We start from the raw sequence: 24,570 nt of genomic DNA, 5'->3' as shown, positions 1-24,570 counted from the left end.
GATGAGCGCTCAACTCCCCGAGATCCGACGCTACGGCACGGCCGCGATCGCGGCGGCGGCGGCGGCGATCCGCGCCGGCGGGATCGTCGCGGTGCCGACCGAGACGGTCTATGGCCTCGCCGCCGACGCGCGTGATTCGCGCGCGGTGGCGCGGATCTACGCCGCGAAAGGGCGGCCCAGCTTCAACCCGCTGATCGTCCACGTGCTCGACCTCGACGCGGCGGAGGCGCTGGCGGTGTTTGACGGCGACGCGCGGGCGCTGGCGGGGCGGTTCTGGCCGGGGCCGCTGACGCTGGTGCTGCCGCTGCGCGCGGGAGCGGGGGTGGCGTCGCTGGTCACGGCGGGGCTCGACACGATCGCGCTCCGCGTGCCGGCGCACCGCGCGATTCGCTCATTGCTGGCAGCGAGCGGTGCGCCGCTGGCGGCGCCCTCGGCGAATGCGAGCAACGCGATCAGCCCGACCCGCGCCGAGCATGTCGCGGCGAGCCTCGGCGCGGCGGTGCCACTGATCCTCGACGACGGCGCGACCCACGCGGGAGTAGAGTCGACGATCGTGGCGGGGCGGACGATCCTGCGCCCCGGCCCGGTGACCGCGGAGATGCTAGGCGAGGTGCTGCCAGTCGCGCCGGGCACGACCGCGCACGTCAGCGCGCCGGGCCAGCTCGCGACCCACTACGCGCCGCGCAAGCCGCTGCGGCTGGAGGCGGTTGCCCCGGAGGTGGACGAGTGGCTGATCGGCTACGGCGCGGTGGCGGGCGACGATACGCTCTCCGCGGCGGGCGACCCGGTCGAGGCGGCGGCGCGGCTGTTCGACTCACTCCACCGCGCCGACGCGAGCGCGCGGGCGCGGATCGCGGTGGCGCCGGTGCCCGAGGCGGGCGTGGGCGTGGCGATCAACGACCGGCTGCGGCGGGCGGCGCGGCGGTAGGCGGTACCTGCCGTGTCCCTGCGGACGCGGCGCCCTCGCGCACAGCGGCTATCACACCTCGTTCGTCATCCCGGACTTGGTCCGGGATCCAGCGCTCCGCGTACTCAGACGGTGTTGCTCACGCGGAAGGCTGGATCCCGGAACAAGTCCGGGATGACGGAAGGGGCTCGGCCATCGGATCGGTGACAGGCGCCCGCGACGACCGTCCCATCCCGGAGACGTCGCCGCGCGGCCACGCTGTCAGCGCCAGGCCGCCGCTACCCTAAGCCGCCGGCGCGCTCGCCCTGCTGCGCGCGGCGAAGCTCTTCCGCAGCTTCTGCAGCTTGGGCGGGATCACCGCCATGCAATAGGGGTTCGAGCGGCCCGAGGTCTCCCAGTAATCCTGGTGGTAGCCCTCGGCCGGGTACCAGTCGCCGAACTCCTCGATCGTGGTCACGATCTTGCCCGGGACATTCTCCTGCGCGCGCGCGATCGCCTGGTTGGCCTGTTCCTCCTGCATCACCGTCTCGGGGAAGATCGCGGAGCGATATTGCGTGCCGACGTCGTTGCCCTGGCGATTGAGCTGCGTCGGGTCGTGCGTCGCGAAGAAGATATCGAGCAGGTCGGCGTAGCTCACCTGGGCGGGGTCGAAGCCGACCCGGATCGCCTCGGCGTGGCCGGTGTCGCCGCCGCACACCTGCTTGTAGGTCGGGTTGGGGACGTGGCCGCCGATATAGCCGCTCTCGACACTCTCGACCCCGATCACGTCCTTGAACACCGCCTCGGTGCACCAGAAACAGCCACCCGCCAGCGTCGCATAGTCCGTCATGAAAAGCGTCTCCTTTACGTGTCATGTAGGAAGCCGCTAGGCCGCGGCAACGGCACAGGAGACAGGCATGACGCAGGACGCGACGCTCGACGGCAAGGTGATGGTGACCGGCGGTGCCGGCTATATCGGCAGCCACGCCGTGCTCGCGCTGCTCGACGCCGGCTATGACGTCGTCGTCGTCGACAATCTCGTCACCGGCTTCGACTGGGCGGTCGACCCGCGCGCCGCCTTCGTCAACGTCGCGGTCGAGGACGCGCGCGTCCGGGACGTGATCCGCGAGCACGAGGTCCGCGCGATCATGCATTTCGCGGGCTCGGTCGTGGTGCCCGAGTCGGTCAGCGATCCGCTCAAATATTATCGTAACAACACCGCGGCGACGCGCAGCCTGATCGAGAGCGCGGTGGCCGAGGGCGTGCCGCACTTCATCTTCTCCTCGACCGCGGCGACCTATGGCACGCCCGAGCGGGTCCCCGTCGCCGAGGGCGACCCGAAGGTGCCGATCAATCCCTACGGCATGTCCAAGCTGATGACCGAGCATATGCTCAAGGACGTCTCGGCGGCGCACCCGATGAACCACTGCTGCCTGCGCTATTTCAACGTCGCCGGCGCGGACCCGCAGGGGCGCAGCGGCCAGTCGACGGTGGGCGCGACCCACCTGATCAAGATCGCGGTCGAGGCGGCGACGGGCAAGCGCGCGGCGGTGTCGGTCTACGGCACCGACTTCCCGACCAGCGACGGCACCGGGGTGCGCGACTATATCCACGTCAGCGACCTCGCCGAGGCGCATGTCGCCGCGCTCGGGCTGCTGATCGAGCGGCCGGGCGAGAGCCACACGCTCAACTGCGGCTACGGCCGCGGCTTCTCGGTGCTCGAGGTGCTCGACGCGGTCGACCGCGTCACCAACCACCCGATCGAGCGACGCCTCGAAGGCCGCCGCGCGGGCGATCCGGCCGAGCTGGTCGCGGACAATGCCGCCATCCTGCGCACGATCGACTGGGCGCCGAAGCGCGACGACCTGGAAGGGATCGTCCGCGACGCGCTGGCGTGGGAGCGCCGGCTCGCCGAACGCGCGCGGTGACGTGGCGCTCGCTCCTGTTCGTGCCGGGCGACCGGCCCGAGCGGATGGAGAAAGCGCTCGGGCTCGGCGCCGACGCGCTGATCCTCGACCTGGAGGATTCGGTCGCGCCCGCCGCCAAGCCGGCAGCGCGAGACGCGGTGCGCGCGATGGTGGAGCGGGCGTCGGGTGGGCCGGCGCTGCTGGTGCGGGTCAACCCGGTCGGGACGGAGGCGTTCGTCGCCGACGCCGCCGCGCTGGCGGGCGCGCCGCTGACCGGCGTGGTGCTCCCCAAGGCAGAGGGACGCGCCACCGTGGCAGCGCTGCGCGACAAGCTGCCGGGCGACTATGCTTTGCTGCCGATCGCGACCGAGACGCCGCGCGCGGTCTTCGCGCTGGGCGACTATGACGGCGTCGGGCTGGCAGGACTGACCTGGGGCGCGGAGGACCTGCCCGCCGCGATCGGCGCGCTCGGCGCGCGCGAGGCGGACGGCGGCTATACCGACCCGTACAAGGTGGTGCGCGCGCTGGCGCTGTTCGCCGCACACGCCGCAGGGGTGCCCGCGATCGAGACGGTCTATCCCGACTTCCGCGACCTCGACGGGCTCGCCGCTTACGCCGCGCGCGGGCGGCGCGACGGCTTCACCGGCATGATGGCGATCCATCCCGCGCAGGTGGCGGTGATCAACGCGGCCTTCACGCCCGACGAGACCGAGCTGGCGGCGGCGCGGCGCCTCGTCGCATTGTTCGAGGCGAACCCGGGCGCGGGCGCACTCCAGCTCGACGGCCGCATGGTCGACGCGCCGCATCTGGCGGCGGCGCGGCGGCTGCTCGCGGCGGCGCCAGGGGACTAGCGCGCTGTCCCTGTCGCCTGGGGTCGCGATGCTCCCGCGGACGCAGGAGGCCTAGAGCCGCGTTCGTCCCGCTCGTGGCCCTGGGCTCCGGCGTTCGCCGGAGCACGGGCGCGCGTCGGTGGATCAGCGGCTAGTGCGCCAGCGAGCGCCGCAGCGTCGCGCCGAGCCACCACCACAGCGCCGCCCAGCCGGTGCCGGCGCACCAGCCCGCCAGCACGTCCGACGGCCAGTGCACGCCGAGATACACGCGGCTCACCCCGATCGTCCCGGTCAGCAGGATCGCGACCGCGAAGATGTAGCTGCGCACCGCGCGCCCGTCCGCGACCTGCGCCACCAGCCCGGCGAGCGTGAGATAGACCAGGGCGCTGTTGGTCGCGTGACCGCTAGGGAAGCTCAGCCCGGTGACCTGGACGAGATGGTCGACCAGCTCGGGTCGCGGCCGCCCGACCCAGTGCTTCGCCTGCGCCGCGACGATCGAGCCGCTGATCGTCGCCGCCGCGACCAGCGCCGCGGTGAGCCACAGCCGCCGCACCAGCAACAGGCCGATCGTCCCCGCCACGACCAGGGTCAGCACCGTGCCGCTGCCCAGCGCGGTGACGTCGACCAGCGCGGCATGGAGCCAGCGCGGCCCGATCGGCTGCGCCGGGTCGCCGGGGACGCGCAGCGCGAGCATGATCGCGCGGTCCCAGGCGAGCGGCGCGCCGCCCCAGACCAGCAGCGCCAGCAGCGCCACGCCGACCAGTCCGGCGAGGCCGAGCGCGATCCACAGGACGGGCGGGGCGGGCGGGGCCTCGCGCGGTTCCTCGGTGGGGACGGCGCGGTCGATCATCGTCTGCATGGTCGGCGACAACGAGCGAGCGGCGTCGGCGCTGCGTCTGGGTGAGGAGATTCGCCGGGGGCACCGCGCCGAGTCCGGCGACTGGGCGGGGCTGGGTGCCGTTGAGCGCCCGTCACCGGTCACCCCTCTCCGCCCGTCATCCCCGCGGGGGTGGGGATCCATAGTCGCTGACGTAGCGGCCCTTTCGACGGTCCGTGCGTCTGGATCCCTGCCTCCGCAGGGATGACGGAAGGGACGGGGCGCGCACGTCTGCTCGCCTGTACGCCGCCACCGTTCCTGTCGCTCCGTCCGGGCACACCGCGCGCCATGCGGCCGTTGCGCCTCGAGGGCGGCAACAAAATGTCGAACCTCGTCGCAGCCGTGATTGACGCGGCCCCCCACCGCAGCGCAGCATGGCGGTCACACATAAGAAACAATGGGGGCATTGTGGTGGTGAGCTTCAAGCGTCGCATGCTGGTGCAGCTTCTCGCGTCGGCAGCGATCGCGTCCCCGGCGATGGCGCAGGCTACGGCGGCGGATCAGGTCGCCGCCGCGCCGACCAGCCCGGGCCAGACCACCCAGGCCGACGTGCCGCAGAACAGCAGCACGACGGACGGCGACATCATCGTCACCGCGCAGAAGCGCGACGAGAATATCCAGGACGTGCCGATCAGCATCCAGGCCATCGGCACGCGCCGGCTGGATCAGCTCAACGTCTCGAACTTCAACGAATATACCCAGCTGCTGCCGTCGGTGGCGTTCCAGTCGTCGCAGCCCGGCGTCACCACGGTCTACATGCGCGGCGTCGCCTCGGGCGGCGACGGCAACCACTCGGGCTCGCTGCCCTCGGTCGGCACCTATCTCGACGAGCAGCCCGTCACCACGATCGGCGGCACGCTCGACATCCATATCTACGACGTCGCCCGCATCGAGAGCCTCGCCGGTCCGCAGGGCACGCTCTACGGCGCGTCGAGCGAGGCGGGGACGATCCGCATCATCACCAACAAGCCCGACACCGCGGGCTTCTACGGTCGCGTCGACGGCGAGGTGAACAGCGTCCGCTCGGGCGGGATCGGCTACACCACCGAGGGGATGCTCAACATCCCGTTCAGCGAGCGCATGGCGCTGCGCGTCGTCGGCTTCTACCAGCGCGACGCCGGTTTCATCGACAACGTGCCGGGCACCCGCAGCTTCCTGCCCCAGCCCGGCGGCATCACCGTCACCAACGACGCATTCGTCGAGAAGGACTATAACGACACCGAGACCTACGGCGGCCGCGCCGCGCTCAAGATCGACCTCGACGACAATTGGACCGCGACGCCGACCCTGCTCTACCAGGAGCAGCGCAGCCACGGCAGCTACGCCTATGATCCCCAGGTCGGCGACCTCGAGGTGCAGCATTTCTACCCCGAATATCGCAAGGACCGATTCGCCCAGGCGGCGCTGACGATCGAGGGCCAGCTCGGCAACTGGGACGTGACCTATGCCGGCGCCTATCTCGACCGCCGCGCCGAGCAGTCGACCGACTATACCGACTATTCCGAGGCCTATGACTCGCTCTACTCGTCGGTCGGCGGGCTGGCGGGCTATTTCTACTATCAGGACGCCGCCGGGAACACGATCGACCCGCGCCAGCGCGTCGTCGGGCGCGACCATTTCAAGAAGACCAGCCAGGAACTGCGCGTCGCCTCGCCCGCCGACCAGCCCTTCCGGATCGTCGCCGGCGGCTTCTACCAGCGGCAGAGCAACCTGATCTTCCAGGACTATCAGATCCCCAACCTGGGACTGGACGTGTCGGTCAACGGCTATACGGGCACGCTGTGGCTCACCCGCCAGCACCGCGTCGACAAGGATTATGCGGTGTTCGGCGAGGCGAGCTACGATCTCACGCCGCGGCTGACGCTGACCGCGGGTGGGCGCGCCTTCATCTACGACAACTCGCTGGTCGGTTTCTTCGGCTTCGGCCGCAACCCCGGCGTCGATCCCGCCGACGGCCGGCCCTATACCGCGACGCCGTTCAACGCCGCGGGCAGCTCGCGCACCGGCGTGGCGAGCTGCTATCTCGCGGGCGGCGGCACGCTGCGCGACGCTTACCTCAACGGCGGCGACACCAGCGCCTTCCTCACCGCCGCGGACGTCGGCGGGATCCCCTGTGCCAACCTCGGCGTGGTGGACAACGGCAAGGTGGTGCCGAAGCGCGCCGACGGCCAGGGCGTGACCTACCGCTTCAACGCGACCTGGAAACCGACCGACCTGCTGCTGTTCTACGCCACCTGGTCCAAGGGCTTCCGCCCGGGCGGGATCAACCGGCGCGGCGACGTCGGCGATTATGCGGCCGACTTCCTCACCAACTATGAGCTCGGCTGGAAGACGACCTGGCTCGACGGGCGGCTGCGGATCAACGGCGCGGTGTACCAGCAGGATTGGGACCAGTTCCAATTCTCGTTCCTGGGCGAGAACAGCTTCACCGTGATCCAGAACGGGCCGGACGCGCGCATCCGCGGGATCGAGATGGATGCCAACGTCAACGCCGGGCCGCTCTCGCTCACCGCCTCGGGCGCCTATAGCGACGCCAAGACCCGGACTGACCTGTGCGCGACCGTGACCTGCCTCGGCGACGGCAGCGACGTGCTCGCGCCGAGCGGCACGCGCCTGCCGGTGACGCCGCGCTTCAAGATCGGCGGCACCGCGCGCTACACCGTGCCGATCGGCGCGGCGAAGGCGTACCTCCAGGCGCTGGTGTCGCACCAGAGTTCGGCGGCATCGGACCTGCGGCTCGCCAAGGCCGCGGCACTGGGGCGGATCGAGGGCTACACCACCGGCAACCTGGCGGCGGGGGCGGAGTGGACGCGCTACACGCTCGAGCTGTTCGTGCGGAACCTGTGGGACGAGCGCGGGCAGATCTCACGCTTCCAGCAGTGCGGCGCGTGCGACCAGCGGCCCTATATCGTGCCGATCACCCCGCGCACGATCGGGCTGCGGCTCGGCGCCAAGTTCTGAGTGTCGTCGCGGTTCGTTGCGCTCGCTCGGTCATCCCCCCGTCCCGCCTTTCCCCTTGCCGTCATCCTGAACTCGTCTCGGGATCCACGGTGCCGGACATGCCGTCCGCGCGAGAACGGGGCACGGTGGATCCTGAGACGAAACCTGGATGACGTCAGTAACGGGGGCGGCCGCGCGCCGCGCTCGGTCAGGCGTGCGGTCATGCGGACGAGGCAGATGTCGCCGCGTACCGCAGACCGCGACGCCCGTTAACTCGCTGGCGGCGCGGTCTAAGCCCCGGTAAGCGGGGGCATGACCGGATCGCCGCACGACGAGGACGCACGCTGGTTCCGCCGCGCGGCCGCGGCGGCGGGGCACGCGATCGTCATCACCGGGCCCGAGGTCGAGCGCCCAGGGCCGGTGATCCGCTTCGTCAACGGAGCGATGTGTGCGCTCACCGGCTATGCCGAGCACGAGCTGCTGGGAGCGACCCCGCGGGTCGTCCAGGGCCCCGAGACCGACCGCGCGGTGCTCGCGGCGCTCAAGGAGGCCCTGCTGGCCGGGCGCGGCTATGCCGGGGAGACAGTCAACTACCGCAAGGACGGCGTCCGCTACGTCGTCGCCTGGACGATCGACCCGATCCGCGCCCCCGACGGCGCGATCGAGGGCTGGATCGGCGTGCAGCGCGACGTGACGGCGGAGCGGCACCGCGACGCGCAACGCGCGGCGACCGACGCGCGGCTGCGGGCGATCTTCTCGGCCGCCTCGGTCGGCCTCTCCGAGGTCGATCAGGACGGGCGCTTCGTGCGCGTCAATCAGGAATTGTGTCGCCTGCTCGGCCGCGACGAGGCCGATCTGCTAGAACACGGCATCGCCGACGTCACCGAGCCGGAATATCTCGCGCCGTCGCTCGCGGTGGTGGCGACCGCGGTGGCGACCGGGCGCACCGCCGCGCTCGACAAGCTCTACCGCCGCCCCGACGGCAGCACCGTCTGGGCGAACAGCAGCGTCACGCCGCTCGACGGCTACGGCGACCGGGCGCGCACCATGCTGGTGGTCACGATCGACCTCACCGCGCGCAAGCGGGCGGAGGCGGCGCTGCGCGAGAGCGAGGCGCGCTTCCGCCAATTCGGCACTGCGTCGGCGGACGCTCTGTGGGTGCGCGACACGCGTGACCTGCGGGCCGAATATGCCAGCCCGGCCTTCGAGCGGCTGTACGGCCTGACGCTCGCCAGCGCCGACGGCCATGACGATCTGCGGCGGCTGGTGCGGCTGATCCTCCCGGTCGACCGGCACCGCGCGCTCGACGCGCTGCGCCAAGTGCGCGCCGGGACGACCGTCACCGCCGAGTTCCGCGTCCGCCGCGCCGATGGGGCGGTGCGCTGGGTCCGCGACACCGCCTTCCCGATCCCCGACTCGGCCGGGCGGGTCCACCGCATCGGCGGCATCAGCGAGGATGCCACCGCGGCCAAGGCGAGCTCGGACCGTCTCGAGGTGCTCGTCGCCGAGCTGCAGCACCGCACGCGCAACCTGCTCGGCGTGGTGCGCGGCCTGTCGAACCAGCTGATCGCGCGCAGCGGCTCGCTCGACGATTTCGCCGCTCGGTTCGACGATCGGCTGAGCGCGCTGGCACGCGTCAACGGCCTGCTCGCGCGGCTCAGCGAGGGCGATCGCATCACCTTCGACGAGCTCGCACTGAGCGAGCTCGACTCGCTCGGCGGGACCGACTGGCTCGCCACGGGACAGGTCACCATGGCGGGGCCGCTGGGGGTGCGGCTGCGCTCCAGCACGGTGCAGACCTTCGCGCTCGCGCTCCACGAACTCGCCACCAACGCGCTGAAATACGGCGCGCTGTCGTCACGCGGCGGGCGGCTGGCGCTGAGCTGGCAGGTGGCGCCGAGCGGCGGCGTGCCGATGCTCCACGTCTGCTGGCACGAGACCGGCGTCCGGCGCGATCCGGTGGCCGACAGACCCGCGCCGGGCGGCGGCTATGGCCGCGAGCTGATCGAGCAGGCGCTGCCCTATCAGCTCGGCGCGCGGACCCGCTTCGAGCTGCGCGACGACGGAGTCTTCTGCGAGATCGCGCTGCCCGCCTGGCGCGACGCCGAAAGTGCGAGCGAAAACCCCCGCGCTGCGCTAGACGCTGGCGCAGATTCCGGCCGCGCCGGGCACGACGTCGGAGAGGATTGATCACCTTATGACCCAGATGGGCCGGTTCGACTGGGCAGACCCGTTCCTGCTCGACGATCAGCTGAGCGAGGACGAGCGGATGGTGCGCGACACCGCGCGCGCCTATGCCGAGGACAAGCTCGCGCCGCGCATCGTCGAGGCGTTCGCGCACGAGCACACCGATCCCGCGATCTTCCGCGAGATGGGCGCGCTGGGGCTGCTCGGCCCGACCATCCCGGAGGAATATGGCGGCGTCGGCGCCTCCTACGTCGCCTACGGGCTGGTGGCGCGCGAGGTGGAGCGGATCGACTCGGGCTATCGCTCGATGATGAGCGTGCAGTCGAGCCTCGTGATGTATCCGATCTACGCGTACGGCTCGGAGGAGCAGCGCCACCGCTGGCTGCCGGGGCTGGCGCGCGGCGAGCTGATCGGCTGTTTCGGGCTGACCGAGCCCGACGCCGGCTCGGACCCGGGCGGGATGACGACGCGCGCGCGCAAGAGCGACGGCGGCTACGTCCTCTCGGGCGCCAAGACCTGGATCTCGAACAGCCCGATCGCGGATGTCTTCGTGATCTGGGCCAAGAGCGACGCGCACGACGGCGCGATCCGCGGCTTCGTGCTGGAGAAGGGCGCCAAGGGGCTCGCCACGCCCAAGATCGAGGGCAAGCTCTCGTTGCGCGCCTCGATCACCGGCATGGTGATGATGGACGAGGTCGAGGTCGGCGAGGACGCCTTGCTGCCCAACGTGGCGGGGCTGAAGGGACCGTTCGGCTGTCTCAACCGCGCGCGCTACGGGATCAGCTGGGGTGCGCTGGGCGCGGCGGAATATTGCTTCCACGCGGCGCGGCAATACGGGCTCGACCGCAGGCAGTTCGGCACGCCGCTCGCCGGGCGCCAGCTGTTCCAGAAGAAGCTGGCCGACATGGAGACCGAGATCGCGCTCGGGCTGCAGGCGAGCCTGCGCGTGGGGCGGCTGATGGACGAGGGCCGGTTCGCGCCCGAGATGGTCTCGCTGGTCAAGCGCAACAACGTCGGCAAGGCGCTCGACGTGGCGCGCGCGGCGCGCGACATGCACGGCGGCAACGGCATCTCGGGCGAGTATCAGGTGATGCGCCACCTGATGAACCTCGAGACGGTCAACACCTACGAGGGCGCGCACGACGTCCACGCGCTGATCCTCGGCCGCGCCATCACCGGCATCGCGGCGTTCTGAGCCAACAGCTCCTCCTCGCACGGCGGGGAGGATTGGGAACCTCGCGCGCTTCGCCCCGGTTCTCGCTCGCGTCGCTGCAGGAGCGTGTGAGATGGCGAAGCAGAGCAAGGCGCAGCAGGAGACGGTGGAGCGGGTGATGCACGAGTTCGCCGAGGGCGAGCTCGAGACCAGCGCGGGGGACAAGGTCACCAGCCGCCGGCAGGCGATCGCCATCGGCCTGAGCGAGGCGGGCGCGTCGAACCAGCAGAGCCCCGCGCAGAACAAGCGCCGCAAGGGCGAGGCGGAGCGGCGCGAGCGCGGGCCGAGCAGGGCCGAATTGTATGAGCGCGCGAAGAAGGCGGACGTGCCGGGCCGCTCAAGGATGAGCAAGGCGGAGCTGGAGAAGGCGCTGGGCTGAGAGGGCTGCGATGCCGTGAGCTTTCTCCCCGCTCCCTTGCCACCGCCGTCATCCCGGACTTGTTCCGGGATCCACCCTTCCGTGAGAACATCGGCGCGAGGATGTGCGGGACGGTGGATCCCGGAACGAGTCCGGGATGACGGAAGGGGGCGGGTGCGGCGGTGTTACCGCCTACCGGCACCACAGCCGTGACCCCGCCGCCCGCCCCTCAATAGGCCGCGGTGAAGCGCGCGCGCGGGTGGCGGTGCTGTTCAAGCTCGTCGACCATCGCGATCGCATAGTCGGCGAAGCTGATCCGGCTCTGCCCCTCCGCGTCGACCACCAGCTCGTCGGTGCCGAGCCGGAACTGCCCGGTGCGCGGTCCCTCCTCGATCAGCGCGGCGGGCGAGAAGAAGGTCCAGTCGACGTCCTCCACCCCGCGCAGCGCGTCGAGGAAGCGGACGCCGCCCATCGCCATGTCGCGCCACGCCGCCGGGAAGTCGGGCGAGTCGATCAGCCGGCCGCCGTCGGCGGTGCGCAGGCTCGCCGCGCCCCCGGTGACGAGCAGCCGCGGCACGCCGGCGGCGCGCAGCGCGCCCAGCAGCGTCTCGGCGGTGACGTCGAAGTGGAGCGCGCTGATCACCGCGTCGTGGCCGCGGATCAGCCCGGCCAGCGCGTCGGCGTCGTGCGCGTCACCCGCCACCTCGGTGACGCCGTCGCCCGCGGGGATCGTTTCCGGATGGCGCGCGACCGCGGTGACCGCGTGGCCGCGCCGCGCCAGCTCCCGCGTGATCTCCTTGCCCGCGCGACCGCTCGCACCCAGCACCGCTACCTTCATCTCGCCCTCCGAGGGTGGTTTCCAACGGTGACCTACTTGGCTAGGACGAGGCGTCATGCAAGACGGCACTTCCATCTCACCTGGTTACTTCGGCGATACCGCGCGCGGTGACGTCTATGCCGCCGACTGCCCGACGCGGCGCCTGCTCGACCGCGTCGGCGACAAATGGAGCGTGCTGATCCTGCTGCTGCTCGGCGACTCGTCGCGGCGCTTCAGCGAGCTCAAGCGCCGCATCGCGGGCGTGTCGCAGAAGATGCTGAGCCAGACGCTGCGCTCACTCGAGCGCGACGGACTGGTGACGCGGGAGGTCGAGGCGAGCGTGCCGATCAAGGTGGTCTACCGGGTCACGCCGCTCGGGCGCGAGCTGCTCGGCGCGCTGCGCGAGATGATCGACTGGGCGGAGACGCGGATGGGCGCGGTCGCCGCCGCGCAGGCGCGCTACGACGCGCGCGGCGAGGCCGCGGCCGAGATGGTAGCGCTCCCCGAATGATGCTGTTACCCCTCTGATCCGCGACGCCGAGAGCGTCGACGGGACAGGGAGAGGGACATGCGCGAGGCCGACCGTCGCACCATCATCGCCGGGCTCGGGATGGGGCTCGCCGTCGCCGCGAGCGGCGCCTGCGCCGCGCCCCCGCGCGACCGCAAGATCGGCTATGCCGTGGTCGGGCTGGGCCGCTACGCCGAGCTGATCATGTCCAAGTTCGCCGAGTGCGACCACTCGCGCCTGGTCGCACTGGTCAGCGGCACGCCCGCCAAGCTCGAGAAGTTCGGCGCGCAGTACAACATTCCCAAGACGCACCGCTACAGCTACGCCAATTTCGACACGATCCGCGACAATCCCGACGTCGACGTGGTCTACGTCATCCTGCCCAACGCGATGCACGCCGAGTACGTCGTGCGCGCCGCCAAGGCGGGCAAGCACGTGATGTGCGAGAAGCCGATGGCGGTCTCGGTGGCGGAATGCCAGACGATGATCGACGCCTGCCGCGCCGCCAAGCGCAAGCTGATGATCGGCTATCGCTCGCGCTTCCAGCCGCACAACGTGCTGGCGATCCAGCTCGCGCAGAGCGGCTTCGTCGGCAAGACGCAGATCATCACCTCGGAGCACGGCTTCACCATCCAGCCCAACCAGTGGCGGCTCGACCGCCCGCTGTCGGGCGGCGGCTCGCTGATGGACATCGGCATCTACAGCCTCAACGCGGCGCGCTATCTCTCCGGCGAGAACCCGATCGAGGTCAGCGCGATCGAGTCGACCGACCGCTCCGACCCGCGCTTCCGCACGGTGGAGGACAAGATCTCCTTCCTGCTGCGCTTCCCCTCGGGGATCGAGGCGACCTGCGTGTCGAGCTACAATTCGAACCACAACGCCTATCGGGTCACCGGCACCAAGGGCTGGATCGAGCTCGAGCCCGCCACCTCCTACGAGGGGCAGAAGATGCGCATCAACCGCGACGGCCGCACCGAGCCGCGCGACCCGCCCGCGGGCAAGGCGCAGCACGCCGGACAGCTCGACCATCTCGCCGAGTGCATCCTCGACGACAAGGAGCCGCTGACCGGCGGCGAGGAGGGGCTGGCCGACCTGCGCGTGATCGAGGCGATCTACCGCTCGGCGCGCGAAGGGCAGCGCGTGCGGCTGGTATGACGGCGCTCACCCGGCGCGCGGCGCTGGCGGGACTGGGCGCCGGGCTGGGCGCGGGGGCGCTGCTCGCCGGCGCCGCGCGCGCGGCCGAGCCGCCGCCGATGGGGGTGCTGCGGCTCGACCCGCGGCTCGACTGGATCATCCCGCGCGGCGCGACGATCGAGACGCTCGCCACCGGCTATCGCTGGGCCGAGGGGCCGGTGTGGGTCGCCAAGGGCGAGTATCTGCTCTTCTCCGACGTGCCCGCCAACGTCGTCCATCGCTGGTCGCGCCGCGACGGCGCGCGGCCGTTCCTCGATCCCTCGGGCCTGCAGACGCCGATCCCGCCCGCGATCCGCGAGGCCGGCGCCAACGGGCTCGCGCTCGATCACCGCGGCCGGCTGATCGTCGCCGACAGCGGCACGCGCGCGATCGTCCGCGTCGATCTCGCCACCAGGAAGCGGACCGTGCTGGCCGACCGCTATCGCGGCAAGCGCTTCAACAGCCCCAACGACGTGGTGGTGGCGCGCTCGGGCGCGATCTATTTCACCGACCCGACCTACGGCTTCGCGGCCGGCCCCGACTCGCGGCTGCGCGAGCTCGATGTGATGGGGCTCTACCGGCTCGATCCCGACGGCACGGTCACGCTGCTCGACGGTGCGCGGCGCTTTCCCAATGGCGTCGGCCTCTCGCCCGATGAGCGGACGCTGTACCTGTCCTGCTCGGACGACGCCGCGCCGCTGGTGTGGGCCTATACGCTCGACGCGCGCGGCTCGCCGACCGGCTCGCGCGTGTTCAGCGACATGCGCGCGGACAAGGCGAAGGGCTGGGCGGGCGCGCCCGACGGCATGGACGTGGCCGCGGCGGGGCATCTGTTCGTCAGCGGGCCGGGCGGCATGCACGTGCTCAGCCCGGCGGGCGAGCCGCTCGGTATCATCGGCAACGGCAGGCCGATCGCCAACGCTTGCGTGGGCGAGGGTGGCCGCAGCCTGTTCCTCACCGCTTCGGACCGGATCTGCCGCGTGGCGCTGGTGGGGTAAGAAGGCACGCGCGGGTTGCCCACGCTCTGGTTCCGGAGGAGGGGGGCCGGCGCGGGGCCTCGCCGCACATGCGGCGCTCGCGGAAGCGCCCCACCCCAACCCCTCCCCTGAAGGCGAGGGGCTTGCCCTCCGCACTGTGGCGCAGAAGCAACCATCCCACATCAACGATCCATCGCAGCCCGCCGCGTGTCGACACGAGTCCGTGCGCACCTTACATTTACGGTTAACGGCGCCACCCGAGCGCCGCACCAGAGGGAGAAGAAGCATGCGGTCCACCCACGCCACGCGGCTGCTCAGCGGCGCCGCCACCGTCGCGCTGACGCTGCTCGCCGCGCCCGCGCTCGCCCAGTCCGACATCGCGCCCGACACCAGCCAGACCACTGCCCAGGACACCGCGCAGCGCTCGCAGCCCGACACCGGCATCGTCGACACGACCGCGCCGACCGGCGACGACATCATCGTCGTCGGCACCGCGGGCGGCGGCACGCGGCGTCAGGACGCCGCCTTCGCGGTCACCACGCTCAGCGACGACGCGATCGAGCGCGCCGCGCCGAACAGCACCGCCGATCTGCTCCGCACCGTCCCCGGCGTGATGGCGGAGAGCTCGGGTGGGCAGAACGGCGCCAACATCTTCGTGCGCGGCTATCCCTCCGGCGGCGACGCGCAGTTCGTCACCTTCCAGCTCGGCGGCGTGCCGATCTTCCCGCCCTCGACGCTGTCGTTCCTCGAGAACTCGCAGCTGATCCGGCTCGACGAGACGGTGCAGCGGGTCGAGGCGGTGCGCGGCGGCACCGGCTCGCTCTTCTCCAACGGCCAGCCCGGCCTGACCGTCAACGTCGTGCCGCGTACGGGCGGCAGCGCGCTCCACGGCCTCGCGAAATTCTCCTATACCGACTATGATGAGGCGCGCGGCGACGCCTGGGTGTCGGGCCCGCTCGGCGAGAATACCGGCTTCATGATCGGCGGCTTCTACGCGCAGGGCAACGGCATCCGCGACCCCGGCTTCCGCGCCGAGAAGGGCGGCCAGGTCACCGCCAACGTCCACCATGATTTCGAGGGGCGCGGCTCGGTCGAGGTCTACGCGCGCTACCTCAACGATCGCGGTCAGTGGCTGCTGCCGATCCCGGTGATCCAGGACGGGCGCAAGATCAGCGCCTATCCGGGCTTCGACGCGGGCACCGGCACCCTGCTCGGGCCCGAGACGCGGCTGACGCGCAACGTCCAGGGCAACACCGTCAACCTCGAGAACGGCCGCGGCGCCGACGTGATCAACACCGGCATCACCTTCGACTATGAGGTGGCGGACGGCCTGCGCGTGCGCGAGCGGATGAGCTATCTCGGCGGTCGCGCCGACACGGTCGGGCTCGTCCCCGACGGACCGCCCACCGCCGCCTCGGCCATCGCGACCGCGCTCGGCGGCGCCGGCTCGACGGTCGCCGCGCTCAGCTACGTCAACGGCGGGGGCGCGGTCGCCTCGGGCGCGGACACGCAGGTGATGCGCGCGGGCATCTGGAGCGTGCAGAAGAAGATCACCTCCTTCGTCGCCGACACCGCGCTGGAGTGGAAGGTCGGCGGCAACAAGCTGACCGGCGGCTTCTACTACGCCGATTACACCACGCGCGACCAATGGGCGCTGGGCAACCAGGTGCTGCTCACCGCCGAGCCGCGCGCGCGGCTGCTCAACCTGACGCTCAACGGCGGGCGCACCGCGACGCAGAACGGCTTCACCAGCGGCGACGGCTTCCTCGTCGACGCTTATTACAAGGGATCGGACCTCGCCTTCTACGCGGTCGACGAGCTGCAGATCACCTCACAGCTGCGCGTCGACGGCGGCCTGCGCTATCAGAAGCACATCGTCGACGGTAACCTGCGCACCCCGGCGGCGACCCAGGTCAACCTCGATGGCAATCCGAACACGCTCTACGACAATGCCGTCAACGTGTTCGGTGAGCGCCGCGCGCTCGACCCGTTCCGCGAGGGGCGCTGGTCGTGGACCGCGGGCGCCAACTTCGACTTCACCTCGCAGGTCGGCGTGTTCGCGCGCTACAGCCGCGGCCACAGCTTCCCGCAGTTCGACAACCTGCGCGAGGGGCTGACGATCGTCGCCAAGGTCGACACCTATGAGGGCGGGCTCAAGGTCTCGATGCCGTGGCTCAACCTCTACGCCACCGTGTTCCACAACAAGTTCGACGGGCTGGCGACGACGCAGCTGATCAACAATGTCGCGCTGAGCCAGGTCGGCGGCGCCAAGGCGACCGGCGTCGAGCTGGAGGGCGCGCTGCGGCCGTTCGCGGGCTTCAGCCTGGCGGCGGCGGGGACCTTCCTCGACGGCACCTACCAGGACTTCTTCACCGGCGGCGGCGCGATCGACAATACCGGGAACCGCGTCCAGCGCCAGCCCCGCTGGATGTGGCGCGTGACGCCGTCCTACGAGCTGCCGGTGGGAAGCCTGCGCCCGTCGCTGTTCGCGACGCTGCAATATACCGGCGACCGCTTCTCCGACCCCGAGAACCAGCAGCTGCTGCCGCGCTTCTACCAGCTCGACGCGGGCGTGTCGGTGGAGGTGGCGGAGCGGATCCGGCTCCAGGTGACGGGCAACAACCTCACCAATGAGATCGGGCTGACCGAGGGCAACCCGCGCATCATCGGCTCGCAGGGCACCGGGCCGGTGCTGGCGCGCCCGATCCTCGGCCGCTCGCTGCGCTTCAGCGCGGCGCTGAGCTTCTGAGGGGGGCGGGTACCCTTCTTCCTTCCGTCATGCCGGACTTGTTCCGGGATCCACTGTGCCGCTCATCCCGACGTCGCTGTGCTTGCGGATGAGTGGATCCCGGAACAAGTCCGGGATGACGGTGGGAGGTGATGCAGCCGTCTGCCGCGAGGACTGATCCGTCGCCCCCAGCTTACGGCAGCGACGCTAACGTATCGGCTTGCTCCGCTCCCTGACGTGACGCATACAATAAGATAATTGCTTTCGAATGGCGCGACTCCCCGGAGCTTAGCAGGGCGCGCGACACGGGGGCGGTGAGCGCGCAAGCCTCTGCAACGACGCACGCGAAGGAGAGACGATGACGATCAGCGAGGGGATCAGCCGCCGCACGTGGCTGGCAGGCGCGGCGGCAACGGCGATGGCGGGGGCGCTGCCAAGCGCGGCGCGGGCGGCGCGGCGGCGCAAGGCGGGCGACAAGATCAACATCGCGGTGATTGGCGCGGGCGGCATGGGCGCCGCCAACGCCTCGCGGCTGACCGGCGAGAATATCGTCGCCGCCTGCGACGTCGATTTCGACCATGTCGCCAAGTCGCTGCTGGGCCGCGACGGCAACACCAACCCCGACCGCGTCGCGCTGCGCGCCGCCTATGACAAGGCCGAGCATTTCAGCGATTACCGCAAGCTGTTCGACAAGCGGAAGGACATCGAGGCGGTCCTGATCGCCACCCCCGACCACCATCACGCGGTCGCGGCCAAGATGGCGATGGAGCGCGGGCTCCACGTCTACGTTCAGAAGCCGCTGACCTATACGGTCGCGGAGAGCCGCATGCTGGCCGAGCTGGCGCGCAAGAACCCCAAGCTCGTCACGCAGATGGGCAACCAGGGCCACTCGGGCGACGACGGCCGCCGCGTGGTCGAGCTCCTGCGCGGCGGCGCGATCGGTACCGTCCGCGAGGTCCATGCCTGGACCAACCGCCCGATCTGGCCGCAGGGCATCGCGCGCCCCGAGCCGGTGGCCAAGCCCGCCAGCCTCGACTGGGACCTGTGGCTCGGACCGGCCTCGGTCGACTGGGGCTACCATCCCGATTACGCGCACTTCAACTGGCGCGGCTGGACCCCGTTCGGCACCGGCGCGCTGGGCGACATGGGCGCGCACCTGCTCGACTTCCCGGTCTGGGCGCTCGAGCCCGGCCTGCCGACGCGGGTCGAGACGCGCCACTCGCGCTGGGCGTCGCGCGACCAGCCCGCGCAGCCGGGCAGCTGGCCGCTGGCGGGGCTGACCTTCTTCGAGTTCGGCAACGCCAAGGGCGGGCCGGTCAAGCTCACCTGGTACGACGGCGGGCTGATGCCGCCGAGCCCGCGCGACCTGCCCGCCGAGGCGGTGATGTCGCCCGAGGGCGGCGTGCTCTACGTCGGCGACCAGGGCATGCTGATGCACGAGACCTACGGCGAGAAGCCGGTGGTGTTCGGCGCCGGCGCGGCCGAGCGCGCCGCGGCGGTGCCGCGCACGCTGCCGCGCATCGAGGGCGGGCTGCAGGGGCATGAGCGCAACTGGCTCGCCGCGATCCGCGGCGAGACGCAGGCCTCGTGCCCGTTCGCTTATGCCACCACGCTGAACGAGACGATGCTGCTCGGCATGGTCGCGCTGCGCGCGGGGCGGCCGATCAGCTACGACGGCACCGCCGCGCGGATCACCGACGCGGCCGAGGCGAACACGCTGCTGACGCGCGACTATCGGAGCGGGTGGACGATCTGACGGGGATGCGCTGAGGTCCGTGTAGCGGGCCTCGCGGTCTCAGCCAGCGGCCGATGGCATGTTAGGTGATCGTGTTCCGGCGAAAGCCGGAACCCAGAGCCGAGCAGAACAAGAGGTGATGGTGCACGAGGCTCTGGGCTCCTGCCTGCGCAGGAGCCCAGAGAGGAACCCCGCGCCAATCGTCCAGGAAGAAGGACCCTTCGCCCCCTTCACGACGCCCGCGCCGCGCCAGGGACGAGATACCAGGCCCCGTCCACCAGGATGACGCGCGGGGCCGCGCCATCATGCTCGTTCACCGCGCGCGGCGCCCCCGTCGCGGCGACGCGACGGCGCGGCGGCCGCTCGGTCATGATGATGTCGTACGACTTGATCAGGCGGTACAGCGTCGTCCGCCCGATGCGCAGCCGCTGCGCCGCATGGGTCAGGTTGTTGTCGGCGGCGAGCAGCGCCGCCAATATGGCGTCGCGCTGTGCCGCGGCCATCGTGCCGCTGATCTGCCAGTCCGGAACACTCATTCGAGCACCTGTCACCGCACCGGAACGGCCCCTCGGGGCGCGTCTATTGCCGGCCATCAAGTTAAGCCGTGCCATAGGTCAGATCAACGCGGTATTAATCACCATTTCACGTGAAGTTCAGGTGGGGGAAGGGCAGGTGAGCCGCAGCTCAGCAGCAGCGCCCGCTGCCGCCGCGGTAGCGCGCCGCCTCGCGCTCGCGGAAGAATTGCGCGCGAGTCATCGCCTCGCGCTCGGGATGATGCTCGGCGAGATGGCGGCGATAGGCATCATAGTCGGGCTGGCCGACCATCAGCCGCGCCGTCTGCGCCAGCCGCCGCCAGAGCGCGCTCACGCGGTCGCTCCGGACGGCGGGATCTCGCTGACGCTCGGCCGGTCGAGCCGCCGCACCGCGAGGCAGGCGCGCACCGCATAGACGAGGATCGCCGCCACCACCGCGAGGAACAGCGCGCACAGGCCCGCGTCGATCCGGTCGTTGAGCACGATCCGATGCATCTCGGCGAGCGTCTTGGCGGGCTTGAGCACCTCGCCGCGCGCCGCGGCCTCGGCGAAGCGGCGCGCGTGCGCGAGGAAGCCGATCGCTGGATCGGGATGCGCCAGCTTCATCACGCCCGCGGTGCCGGTGCACAGCACCAGCCACGCCGCGGGCACCACCGTCACCGCGGCGTAGCGCGCGCGCTTCATGCGGAACAGCACCACCGTCGCGAGCAGCAGCGCCACCGCGGCGAGCATCTGGTTGGAGATGCCGAACAACGGCCACAAGGTGTTCACCCCGCCGAGCGGGTCGGTCACGCCCTGGTAGAGGAAGAAGCCCCAGGCGCCGACGCACAGCAGCGTGGCGACCAGCCCGGGCGCGAAGCCGCGTGTGTCCCTGAAGCGCGGCACCGCCAGCGCGAGCAGGTCGTGCAGCATGAAGCGCCCCGCGCGCGTTCCGGCGTCCACCGCGGTGAGGATGAACAGCGCCTCGAACAGGATCGCGAAATGGTACCAGAAGGCCTTCATCGCGGGGCCGCCGATCGCGTGCGAGAAGATCTCGGCCATCGCCACCGCCAGCGTCGGCGCGCCGCCGGCGCGGCTGATGATCGTGGTCTCGCCGACCTGACGCGCGGTCTCGGTCAGTGTCGCGGGCGCCACGGGGAAGCCCATCGCGCTCACCGCCGCGGCGGCGGTGACGGGATCGCCCGCGGTGATCGCGGCGGGGGCGTTCATCGCGAGATAGATGCCGGGATCGAGGATGCACGCCGCCACCAGCGCCATGATCGCCACCGCGCTCTCCATCAGCATCGCGCCATAGCCGATGAAGGCGGCGTCGCTCTCGCTCGCGATCAGCTTGGGCGTGGTGCCGCTCGCGATCAGCGCGTGGAAGCCCGACACCGCGCCGCAGGCGATGGTGATGAACAGGAAGGGGAACAGCGGCCCCGCCCAGACCGGCCCGCGCCCGGTTGCGGCGAAGTCGGTGAGCGCGGGCATGCGCAGCGGCGGCGCGAGCAGCACGATGCCGATCGCCAGCGCCGCGATCGCGCCGATCTTGAGGAAGGTGGAGAGATAGTCGCGCGGCGCCAGCAGCAGCCACACCGGCAGCAGCGACGCCACCGCGCCATAGCCGATCAGCCCGACGCAGAGCGCCACCGGCGTGAGCGTGAACCACGGCGCGAGGCTCGCGCTCGCCGCGACCGACTGGCCGAGCAGGATCGCGGCGACCAGCCCGACGACGCCGATCACCGATACCTCGCCGATCGCGCCCGGTCGCAGCCAGCGCGTGTAGCCGCCCATCACCATCGCCAGCGGCACGGTGGCGACCACGGTGAACAGCCCCCAGGGGCTTTCCGCCAGCGCGCGCACCACGATCAGCGCGAGCACGGCGAGGATGATCACCATGATCATGAAGGCGCCGACCAGCGCGATCGTGCCCGGCACCGCGCCCATCTCCATCCGGATCAGCTCGCCGAGCGAGCGCCCGTCGCGGCGCATCGAGATGAACAGCACCATGAAGTCCTGCACCGCGCCGGCGAGCACCACGCCGGCGAGAATCCACAAGGTGCCGGGCAGATAGCCCATCTGCGCGGCGAGCACCGGGCCGACCAGCGGCCCCGCGCCGGCGATCGCCGCGAAATGGTGGCCGAACAGCACGCGCCGGTCCGTCGCGACATAGTCGAGCCCGTCGGCGCGCCGCACCGCGGGCGTGGCGCGCGCCGGGTCGACCGCGACGACGACGCGCGCGATGTAGCGCGCGTAGTAACGGTAGGCGACGAGGTACACGCAGAGCGCCGCGGCGACGATCCACAAAGCGTTGACCGGCTCGCCGCGCACCGACGCGACCACGCCGAGGCAGGCGGCGCCGGCGAGCGCGAGCAGGATCCACGGTAGGTGCCTGGTCATCGTCGCGCGCTCCTCGTCCTTCTTCCGCCGCTATGCGCGCTGACCGCGGGCCCGATCAACGGGCATCGCGCGGCATCGCGTCAGAAGCGCAGCCCCAGTTCCAGCCCGAGCGTGCGGCGCTCGTTGAAGAAGCCCGCGGTACCCAGCAGGGTGGTGTACTGGCGGAAGAACAGGTGCTGCTCGTCGAGCAGGTTGCGGCTCCACAGCGCCAGCTCGATCGTGGCGCCGGGCGAGACCGCGACGTCGGTCAGTGCGACGCGGCCGTTGACCACCACGCCCGCCGCGCCGCGCGGCTGGCGCATCCCGCGCTCCGGGTCGTTGTAATTGGCGTAGAAGCCCGAGTCGGCGCTGGCATCGACGTGCGCGCGCAGTGTGCCGCCGGGCACCGCGGCATGATAGTCGATCGCGCCGCTGATCGCGTCGCGCGGCGTGTACACCGGGTAGATCCGCACCGGCGCGGTCACCACCGTGCCGTTGGTCTGCGGGAAGGGGTTGGCGGTGGGCGGGATACGCAGGTCGGTGCGGGCATAGGCGCCGCTGAGCGTCAGCCCCTCCGCCGGCAGCACCGCCAGCTCGGCCTCGGCGCCGCGCAGCCGCCCCCGGCCGGGAGCGTTGAAGGTCTCGGTGGTGGTGCGCGTCGATTCCAGCAGCCGGCCGCCCTGGTCGCGCTGCAGGTAGTTGGCGGTGAAGTCGATCTGGATCGCGGCGTAGCCGCCGGCATAGACCGCGAGGTTGAGACGGGCGCGGCGATCCAGCCACTCGCTCTTGGTGCCGAGCTCCCAGACCGAGACGCTCTCCGGCGCGAACGGCGCGTAGGTGAGCGAGCGCGAGTTGGCGCCGCCCGAGCGATAACCGGTGCTCCATCTGGCGTAGGCGTGGAGGTCGGTTCCGGCGTCGGCGGCGATCGTCACCATCGGATCGACCCGCGACCAGCGCGCGTCGAGCCCGCGCGGCGCGACCACGCCGTTGACGCTCGGCGTCTTGTTGTTGACGAGGTACAGGTTGCCCCGCTTGCTGTCGCGCGACCAGCGCAGACCGCCGGTGAGGTGGAGCCAGTCGTCCTCCACCGCGGGTGACCAGGTCGCCTGGCCGAAGGCGCCGAGGCTGTCGGTGGTGATCCGGCTGGCACGGTCGATCGGCTGCGCCGCGAGCGTCAGCGGGATCACGCTGGCGGCGGTGCCCGCCGTGTTCCACCGCATCGTGTTGAACGCCTGCGCCCGATCGGCGACGCGCTCGCGATAATAGAGCGCGCCGGCGAGATAATGCAGCCGCGGCGCCTCGCCGATCAGCTGAACCTCCTGGCTCCACTGGCGCTGGTCGAAATCGGCGAGGCTGTAGCGCGCGAAGGCGCCGCCGGGGTGGAAGGCCGAGTTGTTGGCCGAACCGTTATCATATTGCGACTGGGCCATGATGCGCAGTGCGGAGATCGACTTGAGCTCCAGCCCCGGCGCCGCCTGCCAGCCGAGCGTGAGGCGATGGCCGTGGGTGCGCCCGACGCTGTCCTGCTGGGGCACGCCGACGCTGGCGACGCGGACCCGCCGCTGCTCCACGGGCTGCGCCGGCGCGCGCGGCAGCGAGCCCGCCGCGACCGTCTGGTAATAGAGCGGCGACGAACCGTCGTGGGCGGTGTCGAAGGCGTAATCGGCGCTCACTCCTTCGGCCGGGTGCCACAGCGCCGCGAGGTGCGCGCCGCGCCGCTCGTAGAAGTCGAACGGTGTCTGGCCGGTCAGCGGGTCGCGCACCAGCCCGCCGCGCGCGGTGACGATGCCGTCGAGCTTCACCGCCACGCCGGCGAGCGAGGGCAAGTCGAAGTGCACCTCGCCACCGTAGGCGCCGGCGCTGCCCACCCCCGCGGCGGCGCGCAGTCCGAGCTGGCCGCTCGGCGCGCGCGTGACGATGTTGACCGCGCCGCCCTCGGTGTTGCGGCCGAACAGCGTCCCCTGCGGCCCCTTGAGCACCTCCAGGCTGGCGACGTCGTACAGCGCCGCGCCGAGCCCCTGCGCGCGGCCGAGATAGACGCCGTCGACATAGACGCCGACGCCCTGGTCGCGCGCGGGCTGGTTGCTGTCACCCAGCACGCCGACGCCGCGGATGTTCACGATCAGCGCCGAGTTGCGCGAGTAGAAGGGCGCCACCCGCAGCGACGGGATCGCACCGTCGCGCAGGTCGCCGAGCGACTGGACGTGACGGTCGCGCAGCCCGGTCGAGTCGAGCACCGACACCGCGACCGGCGTCTCCTGCAGGTCGGTGCGGCGGCGCTGCGCGGTGACGATGACGTCGCCGAGCGCGGGCGCGGCGGTCGCGTCGGCCGCCTCTCCCGCGACAGCCCCCGCGGGCGGCTGCGTCTGTGCGGCGGCGGGGGCGCATAGCAGCGCGCCGACGATCGAGAGGAGGAAGGCCTCGTCACGGTAGAAGATGGTCATGGTCCACACCCCAGTTGCGGGGGCAGAGCTAGGTCGGCTCAGCGACTCACGGGTGACCGCGCCGGGCGGATCGTCGGTCTGGGTAACCCGTTCTGCTCG

At 71.3% G+C, this 24,570-nt stretch carries 19 protein-coding genes; 12 read left to right on the top strand and 7 right to left on the bottom strand.

Going from position 1 to position 24,570, the window contains the following annotated elements; all coding sequences use genetic code 11:
* Position 1: 1 nt before the first annotated feature.
* On the top strand, positions 2-928 hold the full coding sequence (locus K7957_RS07115; RefSeq protein ID WP_223011295.1) for an L-threonylcarbamoyladenylate synthase: 927 nt from the start codon (positions 2-4) through the stop codon (positions 926-928).
* 262 nt (positions 929-1,190) lie between these two features.
* Here K7957_RS07115 and msrA read toward each other — a convergent pair whose 3' ends face one another.
* Entirely contained in the window at positions 1,191-1,736 is a 546-nt protein-coding gene (msrA, locus tag K7957_RS07110) for a peptide-methionine (S)-S-oxide reductase MsrA (RefSeq protein ID WP_223011294.1), read from the bottom strand.
* A 67-nt stretch (positions 1,737-1,803) separates the two neighbouring features.
* Between msrA and galE the strand changes: the two genes are divergently transcribed.
* Entirely contained in the window at positions 1,804-2,814 is a 1,011-nt protein-coding gene (galE, locus tag K7957_RS07105; RefSeq protein WP_223011293.1) for a UDP-glucose 4-epimerase GalE, read from the top strand.
* Positions 2,811-3,644 (top strand): HpcH/HpaI aldolase/citrate lyase family protein, encoded by an 834-nt coding sequence (locus tag K7957_RS07100; RefSeq protein ID WP_223011292.1) that lies wholly within the window; start codon positions 2,811-2,813, stop codon positions 3,642-3,644. Before galE ends, K7957_RS07100 begins: the two co-directional genes overlap by 4 nt.
* A 130-nt stretch (positions 3,645-3,774) precedes the next feature.
* On the opposite strand, the gene K7957_RS07095 is transcribed toward K7957_RS07100, so the two are convergent.
* The gene (locus K7957_RS07095; protein ID WP_246616830.1) at positions 3,775-4,482 is read right to left on the bottom strand and encodes a phosphatase PAP2 family protein; all 708 of its coding nucleotides are present in this window, start codon (positions 4,480-4,482) and stop codon (positions 3,775-3,777) included.
* 432 nt (positions 4,483-4,914) lie between these two features.
* On the opposite strand from K7957_RS07095, the gene K7957_RS07090 reads away from it, so the two are divergent.
* The 4 genes from K7957_RS07090 (at position 4,915) to K7957_RS07075 (ending at position 11,219) form a co-directional block, all read left to right on the top strand.
* On the top strand, positions 4,915-7,461 hold the full coding sequence (locus tag K7957_RS07090) for a TonB-dependent receptor (protein WP_343228335.1): 2,547 nt from the start codon (positions 4,915-4,917) through the stop codon (positions 7,459-7,461).
* Between the two features lie 291 nt (positions 7,462-7,752).
* Complete coding sequence (locus K7957_RS07085; protein WP_223011291.1) at positions 7,753-9,630, top strand: PAS domain-containing sensor histidine kinase; 1,878 nt, start codon at positions 7,753-7,755, stop codon at positions 9,628-9,630.
* 7 nt (positions 9,631-9,637) lie between these two features.
* Complete coding sequence (locus K7957_RS07080) at positions 9,638-10,822, top strand: acyl-CoA dehydrogenase (RefSeq protein WP_223011290.1); 1,185 nt, start codon at positions 9,638-9,640, stop codon at positions 10,820-10,822.
* A gap of 91 nt (positions 10,823-10,913) precedes the next feature.
* The gene (locus tag K7957_RS07075; protein ID WP_223011289.1) at positions 10,914-11,219 is read left to right on the top strand and encodes a DUF6496 domain-containing protein; all 306 of its coding nucleotides are present in this window, start codon (positions 10,914-10,916) and stop codon (positions 11,217-11,219) included.
* A 208-nt stretch (positions 11,220-11,427) separates the two neighbouring features.
* Here K7957_RS07075 and K7957_RS07070 read toward each other — a convergent pair whose 3' ends face one another.
* Positions 11,428-12,036, bottom strand: a complete 609-nt coding sequence (locus K7957_RS07070) for an NAD(P)-dependent oxidoreductase (RefSeq protein WP_223011288.1) — start codon at positions 12,034-12,036, stop codon at positions 11,428-11,430.
* A 55-nt stretch (positions 12,037-12,091) separates the two neighbouring features.
* On the opposite strand from K7957_RS07070, the gene K7957_RS07065 reads away from it, so the two are divergent.
* The 5 genes from K7957_RS07065 to K7957_RS07045 all read left to right on the top strand — a co-directional run bounded on the left by K7957_RS07065 (position 12,092) and on the right by K7957_RS07045 (position 19,157).
* Positions 12,092-12,526, top strand: a complete 435-nt coding sequence (locus K7957_RS07065; protein ID WP_223011287.1) for a winged helix-turn-helix transcriptional regulator — start codon at positions 12,092-12,094, stop codon at positions 12,524-12,526.
* 57 nt (positions 12,527-12,583) lie between these two features.
* A complete protein-coding gene (locus K7957_RS07060; protein ID WP_246616829.1) occupies positions 12,584-13,678 on the top strand; it encodes a Gfo/Idh/MocA family protein in 1,095 nt (364 codons plus the stop codon).
* Complete coding sequence (locus tag K7957_RS07055; protein ID WP_223011286.1) at positions 13,675-14,694, top strand: SMP-30/gluconolactonase/LRE family protein; 1,020 nt, start codon at positions 13,675-13,677, stop codon at positions 14,692-14,694. The genes K7957_RS07060 and K7957_RS07055 overlap by 4 nt, the downstream gene beginning before the upstream one ends.
* Before the next feature lie 265 nt (positions 14,695-14,959).
* A complete protein-coding gene (locus K7957_RS07050; protein ID WP_223011285.1) occupies positions 14,960-17,422 on the top strand; it encodes a TonB-dependent receptor in 2,463 nt (820 codons plus the stop codon).
* Between the two features lie 337 nt (positions 17,423-17,759).
* The gene (locus tag K7957_RS07045) at positions 17,760-19,157 is read left to right on the top strand and encodes a Gfo/Idh/MocA family protein (RefSeq protein WP_223011284.1); all 1,398 of its coding nucleotides are present in this window, start codon (positions 17,760-17,762) and stop codon (positions 19,155-19,157) included.
* 209 nt (positions 19,158-19,366) lie between these two features.
* Here the strand turns inward: K7957_RS07045 and K7957_RS07040 are convergent, their stop codons facing one another.
* The 4 genes from K7957_RS07040 to K7957_RS20530 all read right to left on the bottom strand — a co-directional run bounded on the left by K7957_RS07040 (position 19,367) and on the right by K7957_RS20530 (position 24,471).
* Positions 19,367-19,672, bottom strand: coding sequence for a helix-turn-helix domain-containing protein (locus tag K7957_RS07040; RefSeq protein WP_223011283.1), 306 nt, complete (start codon positions 19,670-19,672; stop codon positions 19,367-19,369).
* Between the two features lie 148 nt (positions 19,673-19,820).
* Complete coding sequence (locus tag K7957_RS07035) at positions 19,821-20,003, bottom strand: YbdD/YjiX family protein (RefSeq protein ID WP_223011282.1); 183 nt, start codon at positions 20,001-20,003, stop codon at positions 19,821-19,823.
* Entirely contained in the window at positions 20,000-22,048 is a 2,049-nt protein-coding gene (locus tag K7957_RS07030) for a carbon starvation CstA family protein (RefSeq protein WP_223011281.1), read from the bottom strand. The genes K7957_RS07035 and K7957_RS07030 overlap by 4 nt, the downstream gene beginning before the upstream one ends.
* A gap of 80 nt (positions 22,049-22,128) precedes the next feature.
* Complete coding sequence (locus K7957_RS20530; protein ID WP_223011280.1) at positions 22,129-24,471, bottom strand: TonB-dependent receptor; 2,343 nt, start codon at positions 24,469-24,471, stop codon at positions 22,129-22,131.
* Positions 24,472-24,570: the final 99 nt, after the last annotated feature.

The organism is Sphingomonas yunnanensis (assembly GCF_019898765.1).
Classification (GTDB): domain Bacteria; phylum Pseudomonadota; class Alphaproteobacteria; order Sphingomonadales; family Sphingomonadaceae; genus Sphingomonas; species Sphingomonas yunnanensis.
This window is presented reverse-complemented; position numbering and strand designations above follow the sequence as displayed.

Coding starts and splice junctions, on each gene's coding strand:
- K7957_RS07115 (WP_223011295.1), top strand. CDS start 2: ATGAGCGCTCAACTCCCCGAGATCCGACGCTACGGCACGGCCGCGATC.
- msrA (WP_223011294.1), bottom strand. CDS start 1,736: ATGACGGACTATGCGACGCTGGCGGGTGGCTGTTTCTGGTGCACCGAG.
- galE (WP_223011293.1), top strand. CDS start 1,804: ATGACGCAGGACGCGACGCTCGACGGCAAGGTGATGGTGACCGGCGGT.
- K7957_RS07095 (WP_246616830.1), bottom strand. CDS start 4,482: ATGCAGACGATGATCGACCGCGCCGTCCCCACCGAGGAACCGCGCGAG.
- K7957_RS07085 (WP_223011291.1), top strand. CDS start 7,753: ATGACCGGATCGCCGCACGACGAGGACGCACGCTGGTTCCGCCGCGCG.
- K7957_RS07080 (WP_223011290.1), top strand. CDS start 9,638: ATGACCCAGATGGGCCGGTTCGACTGGGCAGACCCGTTCCTGCTCGAC.
- K7957_RS07075 (WP_223011289.1), top strand. CDS start 10,914: ATGGCGAAGCAGAGCAAGGCGCAGCAGGAGACGGTGGAGCGGGTGATG.
- K7957_RS07070 (WP_223011288.1), bottom strand. CDS start 12,036: ATGAAGGTAGCGGTGCTGGGTGCGAGCGGTCGCGCGGGCAAGGAGATC.
- K7957_RS07065 (WP_223011287.1), top strand. CDS start 12,092: ATGCAAGACGGCACTTCCATCTCACCTGGTTACTTCGGCGATACCGCG.
- K7957_RS07060 (WP_246616829.1), top strand. CDS start 12,584: ATGCGCGAGGCCGACCGTCGCACCATCATCGCCGGGCTCGGGATGGGG.
- K7957_RS07055 (WP_223011286.1), top strand. CDS start 13,675: ATGACGGCGCTCACCCGGCGCGCGGCGCTGGCGGGACTGGGCGCCGGG.
- K7957_RS07050 (WP_223011285.1), top strand. CDS start 14,960: ATGCGGTCCACCCACGCCACGCGGCTGCTCAGCGGCGCCGCCACCGTC.
- K7957_RS07045 (WP_223011284.1), top strand. CDS start 17,760: ATGACGATCAGCGAGGGGATCAGCCGCCGCACGTGGCTGGCAGGCGCG.
- K7957_RS07040 (WP_223011283.1), bottom strand. CDS start 19,672: ATGAGTGTTCCGGACTGGCAGATCAGCGGCACGATGGCCGCGGCACAG.
- K7957_RS07030 (WP_223011281.1), bottom strand. CDS start 22,048: ATGACCAGGCACCTACCGTGGATCCTGCTCGCGCTCGCCGGCGCCGCC.
- K7957_RS20530 (WP_223011280.1), bottom strand. CDS start 24,471: ATGACCATCTTCTACCGTGACGAGGCCTTCCTCCTCTCGATCGTCGGC.